This window comes from uncultured Victivallis sp. (assembly GCA_944389935.1).
In the GTDB taxonomy this organism is placed as follows: domain Bacteria; phylum Verrucomicrobiota; class Lentisphaeria; order Victivallales; family Victivallaceae; genus Victivallis.
The window spans coordinates 1-21812 of sequence record CALXOE010000006.1 but is presented as its reverse complement, the minus strand read 5'-3'; the positions used below and the strand labels follow the sequence as shown (position 1 = coordinate 21812).

The following is a 21812-nucleotide window of genomic DNA, read 5'->3' as shown; positions in this document are numbered from 1 at the left end:
TTACAAAAAAACAAAGAGCGGTTCAAATGAAAAAAAATGATCTTGACTTTACCGGAAAGACAGCAATCGTTACCGGAGGAAGGCGCGGTATCGGGCGGGCCATAGCGTTGGCGTATGCCGAACATGGCGCAGAAGTGGCAGTCATTGCAAAGAACCATGATGGAAGCGGGATTCTTGCCGATCTGGAAAAAACAGGAACGCCGGGACATTATTTTTCATGCGACATCGGTGACGAATCGTCACGCCGCGGCTTAATCGCCGAAGTCGTGAAACAATTGGGAGGACGGCTTGATATTCTGGTGAACAACGCAGGAATGCAATTCTATGAAACCATAGAAAACTGTACTGAAGACAACTGGAAAAAAAGCGAAGCGCTTATGCTGGATGCTCCCTATGACTTTTCCAGGCAGGCGATCCCCTTTATGAAAGCCCAACACAATGGAAAGATAATCATGATCTCGTCCATTTGCGCCATACGGGAAGGCGGTGCAAATTTCGGCTATGGAGTCATGAAAGCCGGAGTTGCCGCCATGGCTCGCTGCATGGCGAATTCGCTTGCTCAATACAACATTCAGGTCAATGCGATCGCTCCCGGTATTATTCGTACTGATCTGACAGAGCGGCAAGGTTGTTTTGAGGATCACCGTTACAAGTCCGTTATTCAGAAATATCCGGCCGGACGTCTGGGAGAACCGGAGGAAATCGCCGGAGTCGCTTTGTTTCTCGGCAGTAACTTGAGTTCATTTATGGATGGGCAGCTGTTGGTTGTAGATGGCGGCTTTTCCGGTAATTAACAGAAATATGGAGTTTTTTATGAAATACGCAGAAATCAAGCGGGAATGGGGAAACTACTATCGTGGGATATCATCCCATTGTGTCTCAAGGCCGTTCAACCCTCTGAAAAAGGAGATGGACGCTTTCGCGGAGGCCAATCCCGGTCTTTCCCCCATGATGCTCAAGGCCGGACAATATGAAATCATCGCCGATAAATTCATACCGGTTTTGCTGCCGCATAATCCGTTTTTCTTTGAAACCGGTCTGAAAATGGCGGAATATGATGGCTGCGTTAATCTGAGTTCCGGCGGCTGGTTGTATTTACGCAATGTGGCGCTGTATTCAGATTCTCCGGAAAAGGCCGCAGATTACAGGCGGTACTGCTATGGCGATTTGATCGGTCTGCATCTGTCGTACGGGCCGTACTATGATTACGATCACCACTGTTTCCCGTTCTCCAACATGCTGGAACTGGGATTGTCCGGTATATTGAAGCGTCTTGAAGAGGGGCGCGCCGGAAATACGGAACCGGAAAAAGCCGAATTCTATGAAGCCGCCCGGCGCGGCATTCTGGCGGTTCGGAAAATCGCCGAAAAGTTTGCCGCCGCCGCAGAGGAGAAACTCGCCTCGGCCGAATCTCCGGAGGAAAGGAAAAATCTGGAACGGATACGGACGGCCGCACGCCGGATACCGTGGAATCCGCCGCAGACATTTTACGAAGGCCTGGAATGCCTTTGGTTCTTCCATGAGCTCGGCAGTGTTCTCGACGGCATCGGCATGTCCGTTCTGGGGTCTCCCGACCGCCAGCTTATCCGGCTTTACCGCCGGGATATTCAGGAGAAACGCCTGACTGAAGCGGAAGCCTACGAACTGATCTGCCTGTATATGCTTCAGACGGACAGCAAACTTGATTTCGACCGTCCGATTGAGGGGCAGTTCAACGCCGGAGAACAGGGAGACACGCTGATTCTTGGCGGTCTGGATGAGAGCGGCAATGATGTGACCAATGAACTCACCTTCCTTTTTCTGAAGGCGCATCGCGAATTGAAACTGACCTATCCCAAAATTCATATCCGTTTCAGTTCCAGGACGCCGGCAGTTCTGTTCCAGGAGGCGGCCAAAGACTTTCTGGCCGACCGGAACGTGCTGTCGTTTCTGAACGACGACATTGTCATCCCGTCCCAGATCATGGCGGGCAAAACGCCTGAAAGCGCAGCAAGGTATGTGGCGGGCGGCTGCTGGGAGAACATTCTGGAGGGATATGAGCACAGTCAGGGCGCCAACAGCTATTTCAGTCTCGGAAAATGCGTTGATCTGAGTATCCATGAGGAGAATGAGGATGAAAAGTCACTTGAACTGCCGTTCCGGAAACTTGACGGCGCCACTTCGTTCGAGGGGGTCTATTCCATTGTAATGGATAATATAAAACTGGCGCTGCATCAGCTTTTCAGCATCCAGCAGAAATATGGCGCTCTGTGGACGCAGGTCAATCCCTGTCCGTTTTTCTCCGCCTGTCTGAACGGCTGCGCCGAAAGCGGCCGGGACTATTCCGCGGGCGGAGCATGTTACAGTCCGCATGGCATTCCGTTCACCGGGGTTGCGGTACTGGTAGATTCCCTGCTCGCGCTGAAGACGATCTGTTTCGGAGAAAATCCCGTTCCGCTGCCGCGCCTCCTCGCAGTGATCCGCAATGACTGGCGTGATGCGGAGGCGCTGCGCTGCCGGGCTATGGCTTCTCCGCATCTGGGCGACGGCAAGGGGGAAGCCGCACGGTTGACGGCTCGCATTCTCAATGACCTGGCGGATTATGTCGCCGGTTTCCGCAACGAATTGGGCGGAATATATCAGTGCGGGCTCTACAGTTACCGTGATATCATCGACTGGGCGAAGGTCACCCGGGCGACACCGGATGGCCGCAGAGCCGGAGATTTTCTCTCGCAGGGACTGACCCCGGCGCGGACGCACGCCGATGCCGTAACGCAGGTATTCTCCGACACGGCGTCGTTGCCGCTGCTCCGCTTCCCGGCCAATTCCGTGCTGACCTTGAGCCTGTCGAAGAACGGTCTGACGGAGGCGCTGCTGAGCGGGTTCCTGAAAGCGTGGGTACTTGTCCGCGGAAGCGGTATGCTGCAGCTGAACTGCATCAGCCGGGAAGAGCTTGAGGATGCGCAGAAAAATCCGCAGAATCATGCTTCGCTGATTGTCCGGCTCTACGGATATTCCGCAAAATTCATCACGCTTTCAGAAGAAAAGCAGCGTGAATTCATCTCCCGCAACATATACTGAGAGATGCCGCCTGATATGACCGCTGCTGATACAAAAATCTTTGATATCGGACACTTCTCCGTGCATGACGGGCCGGGCATCCGCACGACTGTGTTTCTGAAAGGATGTCCTTTACGGTGCCTCTGGTGCCATAACCCGGAATCGCAGTCAGAAAAAAGTGAAATATTCTTTACCCCGTCCCGGTGTGTGGGCTGCGGAGCGTGTTTCACTGTCTGCCCGGCGTCATGCCACCGCATGGAAAACAAGATGCATCTCTTTGACCGGAAACGATGCACGCAATGCGGGATTTGCGCCGCAAACTGTCCCGCCGGCGCCCTTGAGTTGTGCGGCAGGCATCTTTCACCGGAAGAAGTCATGGCGGAAGTTCTGAAAGACCGGGTTTTTTATGAAACTTCAGGCGGCGGCATGACGGTTTCCGGCGGGGAGCCGCTGGCGCACTTCGATTATCTGTTCCACCTGCTTTCACTGGCCCGGAAGGAGAAAATCCATACCTGCGTTGAAACATCCGGCTATGCTTCGTTCGAGCATATCCGCGCCCTGATTCCGCTGGTCAGTCTGTGGCTGTGGGATTTCAAGGCTTCCGAAGCGGATCACCGCAGGCTTACCGGCGTGGAGGCGGAGCGGATCCGCGGCAACCTGCGAAAGCTCGATGCGTGCGGCGCGCCGCTGGTTTTACGTTGCCCATGGATTCCGGAGATCAACGATTCCTCCGCTTACAGCGAGGAACTTCTTGAAATCTCGGCAGAGCTGAAAAGTGTCAGGAGAATTGAAATCGAACCCTACCAGCCATTAGGAGAGGACAAATATAAGCGTCTGGGACGGCCATTGCTCTGTGAAGCGAAATTCCCTTCAAAAAAGGCGAGCGGGGATTACCTGAAATTCCTTCAGAACCGGACAAACATCCCGGTCGTCGAGGGGTAACAACAAGCCGTCCGAACGCCTCACCTGGAACATCCGAAAGAACTGCCTCTTTGCCGGAAACGAAGCCGGTGGGCAGCGTCTCGCAATCCTGTATTCATTCGCTGCAACATGCAAAGCGAACGGCATCTGCTTTCGCAAGTGGCTCGAAGACGTTCTGCCGCGTTTGAATGCCACTCCGGTAGAGCAGATTGATTCTCTGATCCCAGAGGCAAAGCAAAGTTGTCAATAAGCTCAGGCTCATTATTATGAAGAGAGAATGCCGTCTGGCGCTCAAACGCCAGACGGCATCATTTTTCTCCTGGCTCTAATTTTTTCCAAAGCTCCACCGCGATATCCCCCTCACCATGGGGCTCACTGGGCATATACTTCCACCCGTATTATCACGGATACCCCATCTCAGTGATTGACAACTACTTGAATGTTATTAGAGATGACATTGCCTCAAGCTCGAACCCCGGAATCCGGATCTTCATTTCCGAACACGGGACCTGGCCCGGCGGCGAACCGGGGCCTTGGAGCAACTCGTGGTACAAAACGCATGCCCTGCAGGGATGTCTTGCCGTCAGCGAATGGTTCAACCGCATGTTGGCACGTCCGGAAGTCGGCGCAATGACGATGCACGCCTGTTCAAGCGGCCCGTGGGGAATGTTTTACCCGGATCCATACAGTGGGAAAGTCTATGCAACCGGGCTGGCTGAGCTCTTCAAGTTCTATAAGCTTGCTCCATTTGGCGGGGAAGTGATCGGCCATGAGCTGCACGGAGAGGGGAGTGCCTTTGACGGGCAACTTTCCCTCACTGCCGTTGCTGTCGAGCAGAACGGGAAACGGTATGTCATCCTGACCAACCGGCTGCCCGACACCGACCGGAAACTCTCGCTCGATCTCGCAGGAGGGACAGTGGAACATATTTACACGCTGACCGCCGACTCCGTCTATGAAGTGAACACCTATGTGGACAAACCGATCGCCATCCACTATCGCAAAGGGAAACCGGAGGATACACAAAGTGTCCGACTTCCAGCCGGCAGCGTCACGCTCCTGGTCTGCAGTACAAAAGCGGAAGAGCATTAGAACAATAAGAATACCCGCCCCGGAGCTTTGATCATATATCATGGCCGGGGCGGGATTTTACATTCGGAAAGGTCTCATTCCGGGAAGCCGACCGCCTGGACGTAGAGAATTTTCTCTTTGTCTTTCAGATTGAGCAGCGGCTTGTAGTCTCGTTCCCGGAAACTGCCGCGAAAGACCGTCGCAAGTTTCTCCGAGGCGCAGAAGAGATAGACGTTCTGGCCGACGAATCCGCAATCCACGTGGCAGAGACGCTCCGGCAGCTTCCCGAGGTCCGCAACGTAGACGAGCATGAGCGGAGCGTCGCCTGCCCGTTTCTCCGAGGTCTGCACGAGCTTGTTCGCCGTCGCGTCATAACGGAACGTCCCCTCCGGAATGCAGACGTAGAGCGTGATCTCCTGCTGATTGCGGGCAGTCGGAGCCGTCCGTTTGCCGTCGGCGCGATTCACGCCGAGCGCGGACCACAACAGGTTCGAGAGCATCTCGCGCGAAAGCGGTTTGCTGCTGAACTTCCGATCCGTACGCCGATTTGCCAACGCCTCCTGCAACGGCATTCCGCCCGTGGTCTCCGGCTTCGGCAGCTCGATGTCCGCAGCGGAAATCCCCCCCGCGACGGCAAGCGCGGCAAGACATGTCAAATTCTTGATTTTCATAAAGTTCCTCCTGTTGTTCAAAACCCGTCACTCCTGGAACGGTTTCGGAAACTCTCCGACCGTCCCGTTCTCCTGTCACAAACATCACTTCAGAAAGGACAAGTTGCGGCATCGTGACCGATCGAGAGCCATCCTGCATTCCCTCTCGAACCCGTGACACCGTTTCCCGTCCTCCCCCGGTCGAATGAGGAATCCACTTCATCCGAAGCGGGATTCTCCGTTGCCCGGCAGGAGGGCTCTCCGTACCCGCACCCGGTTTCCGGCAGGGTCGGAATCCGCGTCGCGGCAGAGACTCCGGCATCGGGCTTCCGGGAATCGTATCCTACTCGCATCCATGCAGATCGCATTGCATGTCGATATTGCATTTCACGCCATGCCGGTTGCCGCCCATATTTCCGCAACTGCCGCAGCACCCGGGGACCGGTGTCCGCAAGCCGTGAATAACTTCAATCCAATCCGGCAACGTGTTTACTTTATACGTTCATCCCGGAGTTTGCAAGTCCGGACGCGGGGCGGACTGAGGCTTTTTATACGGAAAACGGCCGTTGCACCTCATCGGAATCGATTTGTGCAATCTCTGAAGAGATAAATTGAGAGTCATGAACCAACGACCGTTCCGATCTCAGCTCAATCCGCTGGACGAGACCGGTTCAAGGATCGCATAACTCGTTGATGGAACAGGGATATCCAACACTCCACACGGATATGTCTCTTCCCGCAGCATTCTCCCGGACAGCTCGAAGATCCGCACTGTGGTCGCGGGGAATCCGGAGCGCAGCAGAATGCCGTCCCGGCAACTCGCATTGACCAGAACAAGTTTTCTGCAGCAGAGGGGAAATTCAATGAACTGGTTTTCCGCGTAAACCGCAATCAGCGTCTCGTCTCCAAGCGTGCAGGAGACCAGCGGGTAACATTGTTCCGGATGCCGGGCATGCAACCTCCCTCTCTGAAGAATCTCCCGATATTCCCGTGTGAATTTCAGATAAGCAGCCAGCGCAAGCCGGGACTCCTCCGGCAGATCCGCCAGCCGTACCGAGATTTGCGGAACGGAAAAAAGAGTGTTCAGCAACTGCCGCAGAATCACCACAGGTTTTTCCTGAGAGTTCCAGATCATCATGTCGGAATGAATTGCCGTTTGAGTTGAGATCAGCCGCAAGTCAATGGTGCGCATGCGATTCTGAAATTGGTCACCCGGGCAATCCTGTGCCCGGAGAATGTTGCAGCAGCGCCGGGCGGCAGGACCGCAGTAAAATTGCCGGAATTCGATGAGAACATCCTCCCGGATCGCACGCAGCTCCGTGTAAAGCTCGTCGAGCAGATGATCGATCGCGGCTTCCAGAGAATGAGAATCCCGTTCCCCGAGGCCGGTCTCCTCCATCGGGTCTTTTCTGCCGAACAGGTGCATCTGATCGATAAAATCCACTTTCAACCCCGCAAGCCCGTAATCCCTCATCAGCCTTTGGCAAACTCCGATCAGATGGCGCCGAACCTCCGGGAAACGGGGGTCGAGGATGCCGAATGTATCGGTCTCCACCAGATATTTTCCCGCGAATTTCCGGTAGACAGCAGGGCGTTTTCTCCCGACAAACGGAAGTCCGATCCAGAGAAGACAATTCATGCCGTATCGACCGCAGCGCGTGACGAATCCGGCAAGATCGGGGAATTTCTCCGGATCCGGCAGCCACTCTCCGGTATTGGAGATGTCGTCTCCGCCCCCATCACCGGCACATTGCCAGCCGTCGTCAAGAATGACGGTTTTCAAACCGGCGGCCGCAGCGAATGGAAGTTCCTCCTCCAGTTTCGCCTGAGAGACCCCTTTCTGAAACTGATACCAGGTGGAATAGACCGGCAACCCGGCCGATTCCGGCACCGGGGCGGCCGGATCGTTCCGGCTCTGCCACCGGGACAACTCGTTCACGATCGTGTCGTATTGCAGCGCCCGCCGATCGAACCGGATTTCAAAGGCGAATTCCCGCTCCGGATCGGACGCAGTTGTCTGAAAATACAGTTTGCACTCGATCGTCGTCTCTCCTACGCCGCAGGAAGCCAGAACGCTTCTGCGACATTCGGAACAGGCTAGGGCAAAACGATTTATCCCAGCCTCATCCGCAAACACGTAAAGCAGCTGATTATGCGTTATGGAGTACGGAGTTTTCCCCCCGTCCTGCCAGTACGGGAAAAAGTGATGGCAGTCATTCCCGTTTTTGCGGGGATGCCATTGGATCTGCATATCCCGCCACGGGAGCTGAAATTCCAGCTGAAATGCGGGAAGCCGCTCCGGCCGGTCGCGGTGAAAACGAAATCCGGCAACGCAGACCGTTTCCGACTCGGGGGAACAGGTGTAATCGCACGTCCAACCGGCATCCCTTTTCAGGCCGGTAAGTTGAATATCGAACCATGGAGTCTGATAACGCATAAGGAGATTCTTTCATCAGAAAAAGGATTAAACGAACAGGACGTTTCCGGAGAGGAGAACGTCCCAATCTGATTTTCCGGCAAACAGTTTCCTCCCAGCCGGATGGTTTCCCATCCGGACTGCCGGGGGGAGGAAACAACGGAGCGGAACAACGGAGGGAACGCATCCCATTCATCCGCTCCGCCGGCTGTCTTATTTCGCCGGAGTGAAACGCAGCAGACGATTTTCCAATGGTCCAAGCGTCATCTCGGGAGTCGTCTTCTGCTCCCGAATCAGATCGAACCACTCGCCGTCACCGGACAGCTTCGCCTGAATCGTTGAGAACGTCGCATGGTTGATGACGCTCACCAGCCAGGAGCCGTCCCCCGCCGGAACCGCCCGGAAGAACAGATCTGCCGGCGCCCCGTTGCTTTCCCCCGCAAGGCGGAACGGCAGCGGCGGAATCGTTTCGTCGATTCGTTTCGTCAACACCTCCGGCGAGAAATCGTCGCAGCGTTCGATCGGGAACTCCACTGCCGCGGGGTTGCCGAACTCATCGAACCGCAAACTCTCCTGATCCGCGATAATCCGTCCGCCCTGCCGGACAAACCGGGCCATGCCTTCCCGTGCCGCCCGGGAAACATGGGTGGCGCCGCGGAGGAACAACAGCCGTGTTTTGCCGAAAGCATCCGAAGCGAGCTGCTTTTCCGAAAGCGTCCGCACCCGGCGTCCGGTATAGCAGAAATTCTGATAGGCGCTGTGCAGACGGGCGGTATATTGCCGATTCTGCAGGATTGACGTCGGGCTGTAGAAGAGTGCGACTTCCGGTTTGTACAGGAAGAACTTTTCCAACTCGGGAGCCAGACGCATTCCATCGAGTTCCGCCCGGGCCTGAGCCGCGAGGTTGCCGGGACGATGATAGATTCCGCCGTTGGCCCCGCTGTTCGGATCCTTCTTCCACTCCTGATAATCGATCTCCTCATAGAGCCATGTCGTAAGCGTACTGGCTCCGGTGATGTAATGGTAGAAGATTCCGGTATAAATGTGCTGGTTGGGTGTCGGACTCCGGAACCCGTCCGGAATCAGATGGGTTTCCGAATCGACCACGGAAACCGGTTTGGAGGATATCTGGATTTCATGCGTCAACCCAAGCTTGACCCAATCATTCTGAAAATCATGAAAGAAATAATTGTCGTTGCCGTTATAGTCGCTGAATTCGGCGAACAATTCCGGATCGACTCCCGTTTTGGGATCAAAAGTCGAGCCGAACACCATGATCTTGGAGTGCAGCGGGACTTCCGGCCAGAGCGCCCGGATCTCCTCCGCCTGCATCCGATGCCAGTCAGAGAACATCTTGCGGACGAATGTGTAAAATTCAAACCGGGCCGCGGGATTGTTCGACACGGCGTCGAGCAGCGCCTCCACATCCTTGAAATTCTGCCTGGCGATCTGGTTGAAACGCTCAATCGTACCGTATTTCTCAGTGAAATAGCGGGTGAACAACGTACGGGAATAGGGATTCTCCGGAGTACAGGAGCTGTAGATCGGTTCGTTGGTCAGGCATATGCTGTGGATCACACTCGCATACGGACTGCTTTTGATGCGGGGAATCACCGTCCGGAGATAGCTTTTGAGAATCTCAATCATCTTGGGATGCATGATCTCATATCCGAGGAAACCGGATGCGTTTTTGGCTTTCACCTCCGGATACGTCTTAAACAGCCATCCGGGCATGACATGCGGCGAAAGCAGCAGACAGAGACTGACGTTGTTCTCCCATGCCGTTTTGAAGAACGGCAGATATCGTTTTTCAAACGCGGAAAAATCCGACTCGCCCTCTTTCTTCGGGAAAATCTGCCACGGACAGAGCTCGATCTGAACCGTGTTGGCTCCGATGTTCTGAAATTTTTTCAAATCTTTGTCGATCTGCTCAAAGTGGCCGAATCCGACACAGACCATCGGACGTTCGGACTGTTCCCGGCCGTCGCTGCTCACGGCCCGGGCCACCGGCCATCCGTTGCGCTGACGGATTTGCGAAGAACGATAGGACCAGGTCGCCGGAAGCTTCTCCCCGGCGAGAAGCCTGGTCAGAGTTCCCTCCATGCGGGTCAGAGCCTCCACAGTTTCGGGCATTACGAGGTCGATTTCCCGCGCATAGAACATTTTCTCGTCCGCATCTTCCGCATTTCCGGAGAGTTTCGAGAGCCGTTCCAGGCTGAAGTTCAAGATGTTCAGAGGAGCACTGACGTAGGCGCTGCGCTCGCGATCTCCATAGTATTCGTCGAATTTACGGTTGATTTCATTCAACTTCGCAACGGCGTCATCCAGCCGCAATTTCTGACGCTGAACGAAAGAGTGATTGACACCGGACACGGAGACCACCGGGCGGTCGTTGATGCGAAACGCCAGGGTGTAAGCGCCCTCCGGAAGTTTGGCCAGAGGGATTTCATAGGGGATCCGCAGCAGATCATCGGGTTTCACCGCTTCAACCATGCCGAGTTGAACAATCCTGGCCGCTCCGGATGCATCGGTCATCTCCGCCGAAAAGCGGAGAGTTCCCGTTTCGCCGATGGCGAACAGTTTTCCGAAAAGCACGGAAGGATACCGTTCATTTTCCGAACGCAGGAGCACTCCGGGCTCGCCGCGTTTGACGAGCTCGGCAACTTCGGCGTCTGCCGAAGTCCACCGGTCGCGCTCCCCGCCGGAAAAGCGAAGCGGGGCAGGTTCAATCGCAATTTTATCAAGCGAGCAGTCCGACATGGCATTGAAGATCACGTTGAGCCCCATCATTCCGTCGGCGTCGCAGTCATCCGGCGCAATAAATTCGTACGTGTAATCGCGCCACTGCGTGCTGACCAGCTCGAAGCGTACCCGCTGCTTCCAGCTTGCGCCGATTCTGACCTCAGGCGTGTGCCCCGTCCCCCGGGCACGGATTTTCAGCAAATAACTGTTTCCCGGAGTCAACTTGATCTTTTGATAGAGCGCACCGTAAACACCATCGGCGGCGAAATCATAATTTCTGATGGTGAGCACGCCTTTCCCGTCGAGGCCCGCCCCGAGATTCACATTACGGTTGCGGCCGATCTGCCAGCAAGGAACATTTCCGCCGCGCACTCCACAGAAATCGCCGTTGCGCACAATCGCGTCCGGCATGGGAATGATTTCCACATCATCGAGCTCGACTCCGTCAGCCCGATCTTCTGTGATCAGGCACAGTTCGCAACTCTCCGGTGTATTCATCAAATCGGCCGGAACCCGGAGAAAGAACGAGAAAGTCTGCCACTCCTCTGTGATTCCGTTGATCGGGAAACGGATCTTCCAGTTCTTTCCCAATGCCCAGGTCAAGGCTCTCGGCTCTTTTCCACGAACCCGGAAACGGAACATGTAATCCGTGTCTGGTTTCAGCGGTACAAGCTGATACAGCTGACTGTACACATTCGGCACGGCTTTCCCGGAGGGATTTGTAATCCGGAGCAGACGTCCGCCATCGGCCGCATCTTTTTGAACGGAAAACCTGCCGGGAGAGTTCCGGTGAAAGAGCATCCCCCATCCGTCCGGCCTCCCCTGAGCGTCTGTCTGTTCAAACGAACCGTTGGAAACGATCGGGGCGCCCCAGCTCACGGATGCCGTTGCAAACACCATGAACCACATTGAGAAAAAACGCATCTTCATCCTGTTCCTTGTGATATGATTGCCGGGATGTTATGATTCAGAAATTCTTTTCCCCTCACCGGAAAAGAATTCGGAAAAAAACAGTTCCCGGCAGTTTTGAGTATTGTGTATTCGGAAGCGGGTCAATATGTACTCACCACCTCGAAATCGCCGTTCACCACCTTTTTCACCTGCATCGGGGAATTGTACAGCTCCTCTTTGGCGAGATTCTCCACGTGACCGTCTGCCATGCCGACATTGGTGCGGTTCTTGTGAGCCAGAAAAATCCGGCCGTCTTCCACTCCTGCACCGCTCTCAGTGGGACTCCACTGCCACCATGGGCCACCACTTTTGGAGTTAACTGAATCGGCGATAAAGAACGTTTCTGATGGCGCTTTAAGCCGGTTGGGCAGGATATAATCCCGTTCGCCATCCAGCGTCAAATAGCATTTTGCGCCCAGAACGCTTTTTTTGTCCTCGTATTCATTATCGCAGCCGGGGCGGATCATTCCATAATTGCTCCCGTAAGGGTTGACGTTTTTTGGGAATGGTCCGGACGGACAGAACAAGGTATTAAAGGTGGTGGCACCTTTCCATGGCGACCCCGCATAGAATTTATCTGTGATGATCAGATTGCTCCATATATCAGCACCACCAGCAGATCCCCAGGTCACGAACGCGAACACCTTGTAGTCATTCGAGTAGAAAATATGCGCCATCACCACCTGTTTCTGGTTACTGATGCAGTTCGTGCGATTGGCGGCTTCTTTCGCATTGTTCAATGCCGGCAGCAGCATGGCTGCCAGAATCGCTATAATTGCAACAACAACAAGCAACTCAATCAATGTGAATTTTTTCATCGTGAATTCTCCTGACAGTTACGGGATAAAATGAGTGAAGAGGAAACAAACGGGACGACATGAGAGTTGTTCGCAGTGGCCAAAGGCCAAACCTCCTTTCTGTATGGAACTCTTGTCATTTTTTAATTATCTTCCGATTGGAGCTGTCGAATTCCGGATCACCAGTTCAGGGATGATCGTAACAGGTTCCGGCAGCGTCTCTTCCGGTATAATGGCGGCAAGAAGAACGTGAACAGTATGCAATGCCAGACGTTCAACAGGCAGATCCAGCGTCGTCAGGGGCGGGAACATCTGTTGAGACATTTCCGTATTGTCCCCTCCCACGATGGAAAGTCGATCCGGAATCCGAATTCCGTGATTGTGAGCCCAGTGGTACAACCCGGCGGCGACAGCATCGTTGCCGGTGAAAACTGCCGTAGCGGAGCTGGAAAACACGGCTTCGGCGATCTCCAGCCCACCGGCAACCGTTCCCTCGTGCAGGGTGAAAATCAGAGACGGATCATGCGGGCAGAACTCCCACTGCAAATAAACGTCGAGACACGGATCCACCGGACAGCTTCCCGCCCGTTTCCCGATGGAGACAAACGCGATCTTCCGATGCCCCAGCTCGCGGAGGTAGGAGAGCGCATTGAGCAACCCCGTGGAGTAGTCCAGAACGAGCGGAGCTTCGGCGTGACGCAGATAAGTGACGCATGGCACGCCGCGGGCAAGCTGCTTCGCCTCATCGGGTTCCAGACCGGGCAGGAAATTCAGGATTCCATCCACCATCCCTTCGGAGAATTTGGCAATCAGCTCACGGCCCCGATCCATATTCTCGGTTGTCGCAAGAACCGTCTGCAGGGAATAACGCTCCAGTTCCTTGCTGAAGATCTCGAGCAAGGCGGTGGTGTGCGGATTCTTCAAATTTTCCACCAGCAGGCCGATCAAACCGGTACGGCGGGTGTTCATGATTCTGGCGGCGAAATTCGGACGGAATCCCAACTCTTCAATGGTCGACAAAATCTCCGCGCGCAACTTCGCATTGATGGGACGTTTTCCGCTGAGTGCATGGGAAACCGTGGTCTTGGAAATCCCCAGATGCCTGGCGACGTCTGTCATGGTCACATGATTTTGACTGATCGTTTTCACTGTCCAACGCTTACCTTGTGATTCAGCTCCTCAGAATGCAAACCGGTTTGCAAACTCTGCTAATATTATAGCAAACCGGTTTGCATTTGTCAAGAGTTGTTTGATTTTTTTTTCAGATTTCAGATGATTTTGCGGGAAGAGCGGTATCGCGCGCCACGTCATACCGCAGGAGAAAACCGGAATGCTCCTTTGCGAAAACAGAACGCCGCAGCCGGAAATCCGGGTAAAAAAACCGGCAGCAACACTTGAAGAATCCGTTTCGGGGGTATATCGTTTAGTTGAGGAGGCTCTTATGACACACGATCAGCATCTCTTGTACTATCGGAAACCGGCCTCGTGCTGGAATGAAGCCCTGCCCATCGGGAACGGACGCATCGGTGCGATGATCTCCGGCGGCATCGAAACGGAAACTGTCGAACTCAACGAAGACACTCTCTGGTCAGGTTATCCCCGCAAATACCCCGACACCGACTATTTCAGGGAACGGAATCAGGCACGCAAACTGCTCGAGGGGAAAAAGTTCTACGAGGCGGACCGCTTTATCTCCGAAAAGATGCTGCACAACGAGAGCTGCGGCTATCTGCCGGCCGGATCGCTGAAACTCGAATTTCCGGACGCCGTCACCTCACCCGACTATCGACGCGAACTCGACCTCGACCGGGCGGTCGCCTCCACCCGGAACAGCGGAATGAGCTGCGACTGGTTCGTCTCCGCCCCGCACCAGGTTCTGGCGATGCACGGCAGCGGCGGACTCAGCTTCACCCTGCGGCTCGACTCCCCGCTTGAACACGAGTGCGGCTGCGACGGGATCGACCTCTTTCTGAACGCGATCTGCCCGATTTACGCGCGGCGCGAAACCGTCCGGCAGACCGATGAAGATGGACGTTCCGGCCTCCGGTTCCAGATTCGCGCCCGGCTCGTAACACAGGATGGAACAATTTGCACAGAAAGGAATTGCATCCGTTTCAACGGGTCCGGCCCCGTTCTGCTGCTCGTGGCGATCCGCAGCGATTTCTCCGCCTGGAACCGGGAGCCGGACGGGGTATTCCCGGCAGACCGCTGCCGGGAGGATCTCGACCGCGCCGCAGCGCTCTCCGCGTCGGAACTGCTCGAAGCGCATCTGAGCGAATACCAGGCTCTCTATCGCAGATCCTGTCTCGAACTCCCTGCAACGGAAGAGGATCTGCTGCCGACCGACGAACGCATCGCCCGGTACGCGCAGTCGGAATCCCCCGCTCTCGCGGCGCTGCTCTATCAATTCGGCCGGTATCTGCTGATCAGCTCGAGCCGCCGGGGGACCCAGCCCGCGAACCTGCAGGGAATCTGGAATCCTCACGTACTGCCCCCCTGGGGCTCCAACTACACGACCAATATCAATCTGGAGATGAACTACTGGGCGGCACTGCCGGCGAACCTCGCGGAGTGCGCCGAACCGCTGTTCCGATTCATCCGGGAAGTCGCGGAGGCCGGAAAAGATTGCGCCGGAGAGTATTACCACGCCCGCGGCTGGTGTCTGCATCACAACAGCGACCTCTGGCGCTTCTGCGTCCCCGCCTGCGGTCAGGCCCGCTGGGGATACTGGCCCGTCGGGGGACTCTGGCTCTGCCGCCATCTCGTCGAGTATTTCCGCTACACACGCGATGAGGATTTTCTGCGCGAATGGTATCCGATTCTGCGCGGCAACGCGGAATTCGCGCTCGACCTGCTCGTGCAGAATCCGCACGGCGAACTTGTGACCAGCCCCTCGACTTCACCGGAAAACGGCTTCATCGATCCCGTCTCCGGAGAGGTCGCAACCGTTTGCGGCGGAGGAACAAGCATGGATCTTGAACTGATCCGGGAAACGTTCCGGGATTTCATCGCCTGCACCCGCATTCTCCGGAAAGACGACGAACCGCTGCTCCCGGAACTCGAACAGGCGCTTCCGCGTCTCTGCCCCATCGAGATCGGCAGCGAGGGGCAGCTCCTCGAGTACGACGGCGATTATGAGGAGTCGGAAATCCATCACCGCCATCTCTCCCACCTCTACGGCGTTTATCCGGCGGATCTCTTCACTCCGGAGAATGATCCGGAACGGTTTGAGGCCGCCCGGATCTCCCTCATCCGGCGCGGCGACCGCAGCACCGGATGGGCGATGTGCTGGCGGCTCGCTCTCTGGGCCCGCTTCCGCGACGGCGGCAGAACCGGAACCATGCTGCGGGAGTTCCTGCAGCCCGTGGATCCCGCAGCGAAAATCAGCTGCGGTGCGAACGGCGGCATCTACCCGAATCTCTTTTCCGCCCATCCGCCGTTCCAGATCGACGCGAATCTCGGCGTTCCGGCGGGGATCGTCGAGATGCTCGTGCAATGCCACCGTCAGGCAGATGACGGAGTCATGGTCGTCGATCTGCTGCCAGCCCTCCCCGCGAACTGGACCGCGGGAAAACTCACCGGCGTGCGGCTGCGCAACGGAATTTTTCTCGATCTGGTCTGGCGGGAGAGTCGCGTCGCCGGAATGCGCATCCGGGCACTGAAGCCGGTCATGGTTGAACTCCGGGCGCCGCGGTTCACCCGGCGTATCGAGGTCGGCGTGCGGGAGCAGTTTATCGCCGCTTATCAATAAATCTCCGGAAGAAACCGGAATCCGGGGAGGAAATTCCGGGAAACATTGTGGTATATTATCTCTTTACAGGAGAATCATCTATGTTTTTCGGAATCCTCGCTGGTTTTTTCAGTGCATTTTTGCAGTCGACCTCTTATGTTTTTTCGCGCCGTTTCGTGTTGAAGCACCATGATCCGGGGCGGCTGGTGGTCTGTTCTCAGGCGGTCATGTGCCTCTTCGGCCTGATCACTCTGGCGGCGACGCTGCCGTTTGTCCAGATCCCGGTCACGGGGGAATTCTTCACGCTGCTGGCCGTATTCGTTGCGGCGAGCAACATCGGCTACTTCTGTTTTTTCCGGGCATTGCACGAGATTGAAGCGTCGCGCCTGAGTTCGCTGCTCGGACTGAAGATCGTCGTTCTGGCCATCGTCAGCGTCACGCTGCTGCATCAGCCGCTGCATGGACTCCAGTATCTCGCGGTCCTGCTTTCGGCCGTGGCTGCAGTCGGGATGAACTTCACCGGCGGACCACTGACCCGGCGCGGCTGTCTCTTCCTGCTGCTGACGCTGCTCTCCTACGCGGCAGCCGACCTCGTTGAGACGAGAATGATTCAACTTCTGCCGGGGGATCGGCTCTTCCTCAATTCGATCGCGGTGACCGGTGTGGCATTCACCGCGCTCGGGGCGGTGTCGAGCCTTGCGTTTTTCCGCATAAAGTGTTCGCGCGCATGTCTGATCGACGCTGTCCCCTATGCCGTCGCCTGGTATCTGGCGATGATCTTCCTTTTCGCCTCGTTCGGAGCGATCGGAGTGCTGTTCGGCAACATCATCCAGGCGAGCCGGGGACTTATCTCCGTCCTGCTCGGCGTGCTGCTGCTCAAAGCCGGACTCGACCAGCTCGAACCGAGAGTCGGCGCAAAGGCGTGGATCCGCCGCACGATCATGGCGGTTCTCATGCTTGCGGCGATGACGCTCTACTCTCTGGCGAAATAATCGTCGGGAACACTTGCATTCAAACCGTTTCTGCAGTATTCTTATGAAAGACAACCAAGGAGGTCATCCATGAAATTTTCCTGCGGATTCGCGACACTCGCACTGCTCGGGAGCCTCTCGCTCCAGGCCGAGGTGCCGGAACTTCTGGAACTGGTACCGGAAGCAAAAGGGTACGAACTCATCGCCAAACTCAATCCGACCCGCTGGGCCGCGGACGGATACCAGATCGACCGCACCGAAATGCTCTCCGGAGACCTCAAGCGGGTGGGCTACCTGCTGAAACTCACCGGGAACGACGGCAGTATGAAGTGGGTGTTCACTGCGATGGATCCCTTTGCGGACACGGCGGTGAAAGTGGCCGTTCCGTATCCCGGGTCTCCGACGTTTCAGACCTATGTGACAAACCTCGAAGTTGCAAGCAACGTCGAGGGCGTCAAGACCGGCACCTTTGAAAAAGGCAACGTCGAATTCTGGGGATGCAACTACGCTCCCGGCAACAGGAGCAAAATCCCCGGCGCCAGTGACAAGTCCTTCGACTTCGGCGACACCCCCACCGGAGAGGCCAGTTACGGCTCGATGCAGGTCCACAATTTTCAGGAGAAACAGACCGTCTTCGCATTCAACAAACTCCGGGAAAACCGGAACTGCGATCTCGGCATCGGCAACAATCCACAGGGGAATCCGGACTGGACGTTCTCCAGTTCCGGGAAGAACTATAAAAATGCCGAACTCTACATCGTCGGCAAATATGAAAATCTCAAGATCACCGAAGTCGTTGCGCTCAATCCGGTCAATGTGCGCGTCGTCGGCACCACCGACAAGAATCCGCTCAGCTACGCCCCCGGCGAAACGATGACGTTCACCATCACCACCGAACTCGGCGGCCAGAAGCCGACTCTCGACTACTTCCTCGACTGGAGTCGCAGCGGTGACGACGGCAAGACCGAAAAAGGGCGCGCCAAAGTGACCGGCGAGCCGCTCATCATCAAAACCTCAATCGACAAACCCGGATTCGTCCGCATCATTGCCAAGCTCGTTGACAAAAACGGAAAGACCCTGTATACAAAAGGGTTGTGGAACAATCAAACGGCCATCACATTCGAGGGAGGCGCCGGAGTTCAGCCGGAAAAACTGACCGCCGGAGCGGAGGAGCCTAAGGATTTCGACGCATTCTGGCAGAAGCAGAAAGCGCGCCTCGCGGCCGTCCCGCTGAAGTATGAGATGAAGAAGATCGAGCCCAAAGCCGGGGCCACTCCGAAAGCGGAGGTCTACGCCGTCACCATCGACTGCGCCGGACCGCGTCCCGTGACCGGCTACCTCACGATCCCGGTCGGCGCGAAAGAGAAATCGCTGCCGGCGCAGGTCAACTACTTCGGTTACGGCGTCGGCGCCCACCGCCCGCCGCATGACGGGCCGGCAGACCGGATCAACTTCAGCATCAACGCTCACGGTTTTCTGCTGAATCAGCCCGACTCCTATTACCGCGAGTTCTCGAATAAAATCAAATCGAACGGACACGGCTATGCGTTCGACCCGAAGCAGAATTCCGATCCCGAAACCGCCTACTTCAACGGGATGGCGCTGCGGGTCATGCGCTCGCTCGAATTCCTGAAGCAGCTGCCGCAGTGGAACGGCAAAGATCTGATCGCCTCCGGCGGCAGCCAGGGCGGACTCCAGACGATCTGGGCCGCAGGGCTCGATCCGGATGTGTCGCTGGCCAAACCGAACATTCCGTGGTGCTGCGACCTGAACGGCTCCTCGAAAGGACGTATCCGCGGCTGGTTCCCCGGTTATGTCGATGAACTCGCCTACTACGACGCGGTCAATCACGCCAAACGGATCAAATGCCCGGTCGAAATCACGCGCGCCGGTCTCGGAGACTACACCTGCCCGCCCTCCGGCGTTGCGGTGCTCTACAACGCGATCAAAACACCGAAAAAGATCCGCTGGTTCCAGGGCTCGACTCACGGATTCGTCCCGAAAAATCCGCAGATCTTCACCCAGGAAAGCAAGTAACCCATTCCGGCACAATGAACAGCGAGGGGGGGAGCACACACTCCCCTCCCTTTTTTTGCCGGAACATCAAGGTTCGACGGCGATCTCCCACATGCAGTTCCAGATGGTCTTGAGCAGAAGCGACAACTCGCGGCTCTCGATAATCATCGCGTAGTTTTCTTTCCTCGCTGAAATGACGGCGACGCGATCGTCGTACAGGTATAATCCGGCTGAATTTTCGAGAATCGGTTTCGGCAGGTAACGGACCCGGCGCAGATTGCGCTCCCCGCCGCGCATGTACTCGAGCTCGTCCTCCGCTCCGCGAATGCGGATCGCGTTCGACCAGATGCCGCGGCTGATCCGTTTGCGGTAGTAATCGTTCAGATGTTCCTCACTCGAATTCTGGATCATCTCACGAACGCCGCCGAAGTAGAAGTATTCGCCGCTCCGGACATTGAGCAGTTCCTCGTCCACAACCTCCATTCCCTCCGAACCGAGGTAGACCCGAACTCGCGGACGCCGTTTTCCGCCGCCGTACAGCGCCTGAAGATCGGGCAGCAGCTCCTCGAGCGTCCGGCGCCGCTCCTCCTCCGCAAGCCGCAGATGATCGGGATCTTCCGCCGAAAACCGTTTCCGGCCATTCTCCGACGTCTCCGAAATCAGTCGCCGCTCTTTCAACACGTCGAGCACGTCGTAGACCGTCGGATGTTTGAACCGGGTCGCTTTCGCAATCTCGATGGCGCTCGCGCTGCCGAGTTGCAGCAATGTGAGGTAGACTTTCGCCTGCCGTCCATTCAAACCGAGTGTTTCGAGCTGATCGATGATATTCATTCCGCCTCCCCGCATATGTCGTAAAAAATCGACATCATTTTTCTGAAAAAATCAAGTTGAAATCAATGTATTTCCCCAATATACTATATCTATCATTCGATTTCAATCGACATATTGAAACAGAGAGGAGTGGAGAGATTAACATGTTTCGATTCAAAAATTCGGCCGCCGCGCGCCCGGAGGACCTGATCCCATGACATTCGGCGCATTTCTGCTTGTTTTCGGTTCGGTCTTTCTGCATGCCGGCTGGAACTTCCTCAGCAAGAAAAAGATACCATCTCTGGCGTTCTATGGGCTCATGAGTTCGACGTCGGCGCTGCTGTGGCTGCCGTTCTTCTTCTGCTCCGGACTGATTTCGGCGGGATTGCCGCCGGTATTCTGGCTGATCTGGCTGGGGAGCGTGGGATTTGAATTTCTCTATATCAGCGGATTGGCGCACGCATACCGGACGGACGACATCAGCCTGGTTTACCCGCTTGCCAGGGCGCTGCCGGTCATAATGACCGCGCTTATCACACTCGGCTTCGGCTACGGCCGCCCGCCGGGGATGGTCGCCCTGACCGGCATGGTGATCCTGAGCGTCGGTTGTGTGCTGATGCCGCTGATGCGCTGGAATCAGTTCCGGCTTGCAAGTTACCGTTCTCCCGCACTGAAATTCATCATCACAGCGGCAGCGGGGACCACCGGATACACGATTCTCGACAGTCTCGCACTCAAGGTGATCTATCGTTCGCTCGAACACCCGGGCTGGCTCGATTTGTGCGCCTATTTGTTCCTGATCGAAGCGGGGCTGGCCGCTTCGCTTCTGACCGCCACGGCAGCGATTCCCGCTGAACGCGGAGAATTCCGGAAGCTCTTTCTCAAGTCAAAAAGCCCGGTATTCTCCGGACTCTTCGCCTCGACGGCCTACATTCTGATTCTCTTTGCCATGGAGCGGGTCAGCAACGTCAGTTATATTCAGGCATTCCGCCAGATGAGTCTGCCGCTCGGGGTGCTTGCGGGGATCTTTCTGCTGCATGAGAAACCCGGAAAACCGCGCCTTGCCGGAATCGCGCTGGTCATCACCGGACTGGCCGTCATCGCCCTCGGGAGCTGAACAGCCGCCCCCATTTCGCATACCCTACTTAGACATCGTCAGGAATGCAAATTGAATTGTTTTCCATGAAGTCGCCCGGGAGCGGGTATTGTTTGGCATCGGACAATACCGGGACATGTTCAATCAGGTTCCGGCGCTGCCGTCCTGTGGCGGTTGCAATGGAAATCGGCAGGGTTCATTCGTGTGGCAATTTCCCGGACATTATCGGGGAGAGTTCGTTAAAACTATTTATGTTGAGACCGATATACCTGAGCAACGTTTTGTTCGTCTTGAGCTTCGGGGGGAAGCGCAATCACTGATTGAAATCAAGCCGGCTTCTCCTTTTTATGCAGGAAAATTGAAAGCTGATCATGAATACCAGTTTCAGTTTGAACTTTTGCCAACTCGGGATAACATTGAATTATCTGTCACGGCTGACTCAAACTGCCGATTGATGCGACACGGAGCAAATGGATAGCGATTTGCACACTGACTCCGAAAGCTGACAGCATGATCATTGAAAAGAAATCACAGCCATCCCATAGGAAAAGAAAAAGTTGAAAGATGATGGTTCTGGATGCAACTTATATTTCAGCAAAAAA

At 55.8% G+C, this 21812-nt stretch carries 17 protein-coding genes; 10 read left to right on the top strand and 7 right to left on the bottom strand.

Annotated elements, in window-relative coordinates:
- The first annotated feature begins 26 nt into the window (after positions 1-26).
- From Q0J85_RS03235 to Q0J85_RS03220, 5 genes are all read left to right on the top strand, one after another.
- On the top strand, positions 27-794 hold the full coding sequence (locus Q0J85_RS03235; protein ID WP_294478207.1) for an SDR family NAD(P)-dependent oxidoreductase: 768 nt from the start codon (positions 27-29) through the stop codon (positions 792-794).
- A 19-nt stretch (positions 795-813) separates the two neighbouring features.
- Entirely contained in the window at positions 814-3060 is a 2247-nt protein-coding gene (locus Q0J85_RS03230; RefSeq protein WP_294478206.1) for a pyruvate formate lyase family protein, read from the top strand.
- A gap of 3 nt (positions 3061-3063) precedes the next feature.
- A complete protein-coding gene (locus tag Q0J85_RS03225; RefSeq protein ID WP_116885713.1) occupies positions 3064-3981 on the top strand; it encodes a glycyl-radical enzyme activating protein in 918 nt (305 codons plus the stop codon).
- A 31-nt stretch (positions 3982-4012) separates the two neighbouring features.
- The gene (locus Q0J85_RS15425) at positions 4013-4210 is read left to right on the top strand and encodes a transposase domain-containing protein (protein WP_367274590.1); all 198 of its coding nucleotides are present in this window, start codon (positions 4013-4015) and stop codon (positions 4208-4210) included.
- Between the two features lie 170 nt (positions 4211-4380).
- Entirely contained in the window at positions 4381-5052 is a 672-nt protein-coding gene (locus Q0J85_RS03220; protein ID WP_294478204.1) for a hypothetical protein, read from the top strand.
- Positions 5053-5126: 74 nt separating this feature from the next.
- Here the strand turns inward: Q0J85_RS03220 and Q0J85_RS03215 are convergent, their stop codons facing one another.
- The 6 genes from Q0J85_RS03215 to Q0J85_RS03190 all read right to left on the bottom strand — a co-directional run bounded on the left by Q0J85_RS03215 (position 5127) and on the right by Q0J85_RS03190 (position 13736).
- A complete protein-coding gene (locus Q0J85_RS03215; protein WP_294478202.1) occupies positions 5127-5702 on the bottom strand; it encodes a SagB/ThcOx family dehydrogenase in 576 nt (191 codons plus the stop codon).
- 89 nt (positions 5703-5791) lie between these two features.
- Positions 5792-6049, bottom strand: a complete 258-nt coding sequence (locus Q0J85_RS03210; protein ID WP_294478199.1) for a hypothetical protein — start codon at positions 6047-6049, stop codon at positions 5792-5794.
- Positions 6050-6324: 275 nt separating this feature from the next.
- Positions 6325-8118, bottom strand: a complete 1794-nt coding sequence (locus tag Q0J85_RS03205) for a glycoside hydrolase family 36 protein (protein WP_294478198.1) — start codon at positions 8116-8118, stop codon at positions 6325-6327.
- 192 nt (positions 8119-8310) lie between these two features.
- A complete protein-coding gene (locus Q0J85_RS03200) occupies positions 8311-11769 on the bottom strand; it encodes a beta-galactosidase (RefSeq protein ID WP_294478196.1) in 3459 nt (1152 codons plus the stop codon).
- A 122-nt stretch (positions 11770-11891) separates the two neighbouring features.
- A complete protein-coding gene (locus tag Q0J85_RS03195) occupies positions 11892-12608 on the bottom strand; it encodes a prepilin-type N-terminal cleavage/methylation domain-containing protein (protein WP_294478194.1) in 717 nt (238 codons plus the stop codon).
- A 126-nt stretch (positions 12609-12734) separates the two neighbouring features.
- Positions 12735-13736, bottom strand: coding sequence for a LacI family DNA-binding transcriptional regulator (locus Q0J85_RS03190; protein WP_294478192.1), 1002 nt, complete (start codon positions 13734-13736; stop codon positions 12735-12737).
- A gap of 292 nt (positions 13737-14028) precedes the next feature.
- Between Q0J85_RS03190 and Q0J85_RS03185 the strand changes: the two genes are divergently transcribed.
- The 3 genes from Q0J85_RS03185 (at position 14029) to Q0J85_RS03175 (ending at position 19325) form a co-directional block, all read left to right on the top strand.
- Positions 14029-16338: a glycoside hydrolase family 95 protein gene (locus Q0J85_RS03185; protein ID WP_294478191.1), complete on the top strand. Its 2310-nt coding sequence runs from the start codon at positions 14029-14031 to the stop codon at positions 16336-16338.
- A gap of 80 nt (positions 16339-16418) precedes the next feature.
- Positions 16419-17309 (top strand): EamA family transporter, encoded by an 891-nt coding sequence (locus Q0J85_RS03180; RefSeq protein WP_294478190.1) that lies wholly within the window; start codon positions 16419-16421, stop codon positions 17307-17309.
- 69 nt (positions 17310-17378) lie between these two features.
- Entirely contained in the window at positions 17379-19325 is a 1947-nt protein-coding gene (locus Q0J85_RS03175) for an acetylxylan esterase (protein ID WP_294478189.1), read from the top strand.
- Between the two features lie 66 nt (positions 19326-19391).
- Here the strand turns inward: Q0J85_RS03175 and Q0J85_RS03170 are convergent, their stop codons facing one another.
- A complete protein-coding gene (locus tag Q0J85_RS03170) occupies positions 19392-20135 on the bottom strand; it encodes a TrmB family transcriptional regulator (protein WP_294478174.1) in 744 nt (247 codons plus the stop codon).
- A 193-nt stretch (positions 20136-20328) separates the two neighbouring features.
- Between Q0J85_RS03170 and Q0J85_RS03165 the strand changes: the two genes are divergently transcribed.
- Entirely contained in the window at positions 20329-21231 is a 903-nt protein-coding gene (locus Q0J85_RS03165) for a hypothetical protein (protein ID WP_294478173.1), read from the top strand.
- 88 nt (positions 21232-21319) lie between these two features.
- Complete coding sequence (locus tag Q0J85_RS03160) at positions 21320-21688, top strand: hypothetical protein (RefSeq protein ID WP_294478171.1); 369 nt, start codon at positions 21320-21322, stop codon at positions 21686-21688.
- Positions 21689-21812: the final 124 nt, after the last annotated feature.

Coding starts and splice junctions, on each gene's coding strand:
- Q0J85_RS03235 (WP_294478207.1), top strand. CDS start 27: ATGAAAAAAAATGATCTTGACTTTACCGGAAAGACAGCAATCGTTACC.
- Q0J85_RS03230 (WP_294478206.1), top strand. CDS start 814: ATGAAATACGCAGAAATCAAGCGGGAATGGGGAAACTACTATCGTGGG.
- Q0J85_RS03225 (WP_116885713.1), top strand. CDS start 3,064: ATGCCGCCTGATATGACCGCTGCTGATACAAAAATCTTTGATATCGGA.
- Q0J85_RS03215 (WP_294478202.1), bottom strand. CDS start 5,702: ATGAAAATCAAGAATTTGACATGTCTTGCCGCGCTTGCCGTCGCGGGG.
- Q0J85_RS03210 (WP_294478199.1), bottom strand. CDS start 6,049: ATGCGATCTGCATGGATGCGAGTAGGATACGATTCCCGGAAGCCCGAT.
- Q0J85_RS03205 (WP_294478198.1), bottom strand. CDS start 8,118: ATGCGTTATCAGACTCCATGGTTCGATATTCAACTTACCGGCCTGAAA.
- Q0J85_RS03200 (WP_294478196.1), bottom strand. CDS start 11,769: ATGAAGATGCGTTTTTTCTCAATGTGGTTCATGGTGTTTGCAACGGCA.
- Q0J85_RS03195 (WP_294478194.1), bottom strand. CDS start 12,608: ATGAAAAAATTCACATTGATTGAGTTGCTTGTTGTTGTTGCAATTATA.
- Q0J85_RS03185 (WP_294478191.1), top strand. CDS start 14,029: ATGACACACGATCAGCATCTCTTGTACTATCGGAAACCGGCCTCGTGC.
- Q0J85_RS03180 (WP_294478190.1), top strand. CDS start 16,419: ATGTTTTTCGGAATCCTCGCTGGTTTTTTCAGTGCATTTTTGCAGTCG.
- Q0J85_RS03175 (WP_294478189.1), top strand. CDS start 17,379: ATGAAATTTTCCTGCGGATTCGCGACACTCGCACTGCTCGGGAGCCTC.
- Q0J85_RS03170 (WP_294478174.1), bottom strand. CDS start 20,135: ATGAATATCATCGATCAGCTCGAAACACTCGGTTTGAATGGACGGCAG.
- Q0J85_RS03165 (WP_294478173.1), top strand. CDS start 20,329: ATGACATTCGGCGCATTTCTGCTTGTTTTCGGTTCGGTCTTTCTGCAT.